Annotated in this window: 4 protein-coding genes and 1 pseudogene; all 5 read right to left on the bottom strand. The window is 57.8% G+C overall.

Going from position 1 to position 5,010, the window contains the following annotated elements; translation table 11 throughout:
- Positions 1-122 precede the first annotated feature (122 nt).
- The 5 genes and pseudogenes from ROG8370_RS19380 to ROG8370_RS19355 all read right to left on the bottom strand — a co-directional run bounded on the left by ROG8370_RS19380 (position 123) and on the right by ROG8370_RS19355 (position 4,836).
- Positions 123-602: an ABC-three component system protein gene (locus tag ROG8370_RS19380; RefSeq protein ID WP_085828770.1), complete on the bottom strand. Its 480-nt coding sequence runs from the start codon at positions 600-602 to the stop codon at positions 123-125.
- Positions 599-937 carry a hypothetical protein gene (locus tag ROG8370_RS20380; protein WP_139838236.1) on the bottom strand — a complete coding sequence of 113 codons (339 nt, stop codon included), beginning with the start codon at positions 935-937 and terminating at the stop codon, positions 599-601. The genes ROG8370_RS19380 and ROG8370_RS20380 overlap by 4 nt, the downstream gene beginning before the upstream one ends.
- Positions 938-1,443: 506 nt before the next feature.
- A pseudogene (locus tag ROG8370_RS21570) lies at positions 1,444-2,267 on the bottom strand (Hint domain-containing protein).
- Between the two features lie 483 nt (positions 2,268-2,750).
- A complete protein-coding gene (locus ROG8370_RS19360; protein ID WP_085828766.1) occupies positions 2,751-4,010 on the bottom strand; it encodes a D-amino acid dehydrogenase in 1,260 nt (419 codons plus the stop codon).
- Positions 4,011-4,137: 127 nt separating this feature from the next.
- A complete protein-coding gene (locus ROG8370_RS19355; protein ID WP_085828765.1) occupies positions 4,138-4,836 on the bottom strand; it encodes a LysR substrate-binding domain-containing protein in 699 nt (232 codons plus the stop codon).
- Positions 4,837-5,010 lie beyond the last annotated feature (174 nt).

The following is a 5,010-nucleotide window of genomic DNA, read 5'->3' as shown; positions in this document are numbered from 1 at the left end:
GCAATGGCTCTGGACTTACAACAATGAGCGCCCCAACATGGGCATCGGCGGCATAACACCCGCTATGAAACTGAAAACAGCTGCGTGATTTCTACGGCTGGACCCCATTGAAAATGGGGGGATTACCCTATGACTATAAAGTCATCAACCAGTTTATCGGCAGCGGTGTGAGTGACATTAGATAAGTGCGGCTTAATCTGCCTTTTGAAGGTTCGTTCGACCTTCGCGAGAATATGAGCAAAGATTTCCTGCGCAGAAGCATAGAGGGACCATTCCTCCAAGAGCTTCTCAAATTCAACTTTTTGATCCAGTGCATCTTCCCACAGGTCAGAGCGATTGCCCGCTTTAAGCTTGCATTCGAGGCCCACAACACCGTCCGCCGCCTCCCGCCTACGTTTGTAGTAGGCGAGATTGGCTATCGTGCCATCAAAGGTCTGTTCATCATCCACTTCCGAACAAAGCTTTGCAGCGAGCTTTTCAATTGCCTCATATGCGTTTTCTTGGCTGTTGAAGTGGTAACTCTTAGAAATGTTGCCGCCAGCCATATCGCCACCGGCCTGCGAATGAGACTGGTTGACGCTTGGGTCTTGGTTGTCAGTCATTTGATATCGGTGTCTTTCCCAGTCGTCTTGTTGCCGCCGACGATGTCGCCGCCCGCTTTCGCGGCTTGCTGGTCAACAATCTTACCTCCGCCTTTCACCTGCTTCTTTGTAAAGGTCAGTGTTAGCAATGAACCGCCAGCCAAGCCTACAAGAAAACTAATTATCTCGCTCAAATATTCCATCAAAATGCGCCTTTCTAAAAAATTGTCACCGCAACAATAGGTTGAAAAGGAGCCGAGTTTCAATGACAAACTGGCAGCAACAGCCTGTTCGCCTCCGGCTCGAAAGCCGACATCCACATGGAGTTGCTGGGAGGACAGCAATAGGCTGCTCACATCGGTTGAGACTGCTCCCACGACGGTCTGGAAAGTTCGTTTCTGAAACCTACGGGCAAATCTTAACCAAGGTCCGTTTATCGCTCATAACCATGCGCGACATTGCTATCAGGCAACCACTGTAACGGGGTATTTCCCGGCAGGTTCCTTTGTGCTTGCTGCTGAACGCTGCGGTGGCGAAGGCTTTCATTGTGCAAAGGTGTTGGAGTGCTAGACTTGATAGTGTTACAGTGGAGTGTATCATGGGGGCCATAAAGTAGATCACAAGCCACTGAAAAACAAAGGAGATTGCTGCCACTTCGCGCTCCCCCTAGGCTCCACCAAAATCCTATTTCAAACCATAGAATACGTATTCCTTTGTGGCAGATGACTATTCAGTCATCGCGCAATGGCGCGTTCATGTCGGCTGCGGCGCAGGGCGGGATCAAGCCCAAGATATTCTTTTCCTGCCTTGGTGCGAACGGCGGCTTTCGTTTGCGCGGTTGACGGACACGCCGCCCCGGGACTCACGCGAGCGCATGGCAGATGTGACCGAAATGCTCGGGGACAGACTTCTTTGGAATAAACAGTCGCGCGGTGTCGCCATATTGGCCTGCGATCGCGCTCTTGTCTGCCTGTGGGGCGCACACTTCTGGAAACAGGCTGCGAAGTTCCGCCAGAGCGGCCGGGTCAACCATGCGCTGCGCCATCGGGCCGGGGTAGAAACTTTCCGAGCGGGCATTTTCGGCAAAGATGATCTGGTGCGCGTCAAACATCAGGTGAATGTAGGTGACGGATTTGCGGCCATGGGCGATGCGCACCCGGCTTTTTGGCACATCTACCAGGTGTTTGGCGCGCACCAGATGGTCACGGCCCAGCAACATCCCGTGCTGGGGCGAGACCAGCAGGTTGCGCGCGCCCCCAGCACGCCCTTGGGGATCAGGATCAGGATCGGGCGCAGGTCTGGCTTGGCCAGCAGTGCGGCATGACCCAACTTCTTGCGCCCGATCCAGCGGATCGGCTGTGGACCGTTGTCCATGGTGGTGACCTGATCGCCAACGCGCAGATCGTCGGTCAGCCGATCGCCCTGCGGCGTTCGGATCGCCGTGCCCGCGGTGAAGCAAACGGCGTAATTGCTCGCACTGCGGTCAGCGAAGACAAATGAATTGGCCGAGACCAAACTGTCCAGGGTCACGGACCGTATAGGCTTGGCCTCCAACGCATCCTGATCGGTGTTTTGCGTGACTTCCGGAGCGAGATAAAGATTGCCGTTGGTGTCCTGAAATACCGTGGCCGTAATCGTGGCTGTTGTCCCGTCGATATAGGTGATGGTGGCGTTGTAGATGGCCATGCCATCCATGGTTTGGTCAGGTCCACCGTCGATTTTGAATTGGTCATTGATGACAGAGTTGTCGACGTCATAGCCGGATGCGGTCCCGCCACCAAATCCCGCAGTTCCCGGTGAAAGGCTTTGGATCTGGTTAACCAGCGAATCGCCTACGCCCCCGTAGGTGTTTCCGACCAGGGCAGCGGCGTTTTCAGAGGTTGCGTTTCCTTCGGTCGGGTCAATCGACGGGCCGGTCCCCAAATAGAAAACGTCGAATGTCGTTGCCATGCAATCCGCCCTTCTCGGTTAACGCGTCCAAGGGCATCAGGACTGGAACACCCCTTTCCGCGCGACCATTACTCTCGCTGGAGGGGGTTTGATTTTGTTGACCACGCTCAACAAAAGCGAAGCAAAATTGACTCAACTTTGCGAGATTTCCAAAGTTCACCGGATACGCCTGTGCATCTGCGGCAGGGCGGCATTGCAAACGCGGGTGCCGTGCTTGCGCTACTGTCCGTAACGCGCGGCGGTCAGCCCATCGAAGGAAATCTCCGGTTCCTTGCCAACAACAAGATCGGCCACAGCGCGCCCCGACCCACAGGCCATGGTCCAGCCCAACGTGCCATGACCGGTGTTGAGATAGAGGTTGTCATAGCGTGTTCCGCCCAGAACCGGCGTACCATCGGGGGTCATCGGGCGCAGGCCGGTCCAGCCCTCGGCCTGGCTCAGGTCACCGCCCTTGGGAAACAGGTCGTTGATCACATGTTTGACGGTATCGGTGGCATGCGGCCCCAACCGATTGCTGTAGCCGGCGATTTCGGCGGTGCCCGCCACCCTGATCCGATCGCCGAGGCGGGTGATCGCCACTTTGTGGGTTTCGTCCATCAAGGTCGATTGCGGTGCCATGGCATCATCGACCACCGGAAGGGTCACCGAATAGCCTTTGACCGGATAAACCGGCAGTTTCAATCCGATCGGCTTGAGCAAATGCGGGGCATAACTCCCCAAGGCACAGACATATTTGTCGCCGGTGATGCGCCCCGCCATTTCCGTATCCACGCCCGCGACCCTGCCGTTTTCAATCGCGATGCTGCGGATCGACTGGCCGTATTGGAACTGCACCCCAAGCTCTGCGGCCTTTTCCGCAAGGGCAATTGTGAACATCCGGCAATCGCCGGTGCGATCCGCCGTTAGCCGCAGACCGCCAACAAATTTGTGGCGCACCTCGGCCAAAGCCGGTTCCACCGCGATACAGGCGTCACGCCCCAATTCTTCGAACGGGCTATCGAATTGCGCGAGGATCTCCTGATCGGCGCGCGAGCCCTTCATTTGCTTGGCGGTGCGGAACAGCTGAAGCGTGCCCTGCGCGCGCCCGTCATAGTCGATGCCGGTTTCCTCGATCAGCTCGGGCATGACATCGCGGCTATAGTTCGAGACCCGGACCATCCGCGATTTGTTGATCGCATAGCTTTCATCGTTGCAGTTGCGGATCATCTGCGCCGACCACATCCACATGGTCGGGCTGATCAACGGCCAGATGAACAAAGGGCGGCGCTTCATGAACAGCCATTTGAGCGCCTTCACCGGAATTCCCGGCGCGGCCCAGGGCGAGGTCATGCCATAGGACAACTCTCCGGCATTGGCATAGCTTGTCTCAAGCCCCGGCCCAAGCTGTCGGTCGAGCACGACAACCTCGGCGCCCTGCTTGGCCAGATACCAGGCGGTGGTGACGCCGATCACCCCGGCCCCCATCACGACTACCTTCATGGGTCGGTCCTTTCACGCATGTTCAGGGCTATCCTTGCATTGCAGAGGGGGCCACTACAATGGCTCTGTTCGCGGCCCGGCCCGCAAGCGGCAGGACGAAACACCTGTCGCGCGCCCGCTCGAGGCCTTAGCGGGCCGACATATCCTGTCTCATCCAGTCGATGAACGCGTCCGACTTGCGTTTGCGGCGGCCATGCGCCCGTGCCACGTAGGTGTATCCGCTTGCCCGAAACCCAAGCGGCGCAATCAGGCGCCCGCTGGCGATATCATCCTGCACCAGATGATCGGGCGTCACACAAAGCCCAAGCCCACTTGCGGCGGCTTCGATGGCAAGCGACAGATGCTCGAATTCACAGACCCCTTTCGCGGGGATAGGCGGGCTCGACAGAATGGCCTGCCATTCCTCCCAGGCCTTGGGGCGGGTCTTGGTGATCAGGCGGGGCAACGCGCCAAGGCCCTCAGGGCCGACAGCGTCACCTTGACCGACAAGCGAGGGCGCAAGAACCGGACCCAAGGCCTCGGCCAACAGGACGCTGTCCTGCCGTCCGGGGGCCTCATCGGGGGCAAGCACAAGGATCGACACATCGATCCGGTTCAAAAGCCGGTCCGGGCGACGCGGATCGGTCGAAAGCCGAAGATCAATGTCGGGGTGCTCCTGCCGAAAGCGATGCAGGCGCGGGATAAGCCATCGGATCGCCATCGTGCTCAGGCATGCGACGTCCAATATCTTGTCGCGCCCCTCATCAAGGGCCAGAAGAGTGGCGTCGATATCATCGAGCGATTTTGTCAGGGTGCTTGCAAGGGCCTGACCATCCGTCGTGATCATGCGCTCATGGCGCGCGCCGTGGAACAGATCAAAACTGAACCACTACCGGCTGGCGCCGGTAGGATCAGCGATGTGCTGTTCCAGGTACTGAAGATGGGGTGGTTGCCGCCCTCCCCTGACGGCATCGCAATGTGCCAAGATGGTGGTCTGTAGACCATCTAACGGAGAGGACGG

Origin of the sequence: Roseovarius gaetbuli (genome assembly GCF_900172365.1) — a bacterium.
Lineage (GTDB): Bacteria > Pseudomonadota > Alphaproteobacteria > Rhodobacterales > Rhodobacteraceae > Roseovarius > Roseovarius gaetbuli.
Note: the sequence above shows the minus strand (reverse complement) of the source record. Positions and strands in the feature narration are given on the sequence as shown.

Excerpts from the sequence above, each read along its gene's own strand:
- ROG8370_RS19380 (WP_085828770.1), bottom strand. The coding sequence starts at position 602 with ATGACTGACAACCAAGACCCAAGCGTCAACCAGTCTCATTCGCAGGCC.
- ROG8370_RS19360 (WP_085828766.1), bottom strand. The coding sequence starts at position 4,010 with ATGAAGGTAGTCGTGATGGGGGCCGGGGTGATCGGCGTCACCACCGCC.
- ROG8370_RS19355 (WP_085828765.1), bottom strand. The coding sequence starts at position 4,836 with ATGATCACGACGGATGGTCAGGCCCTTGCAAGCACCCTGACAAAATCG.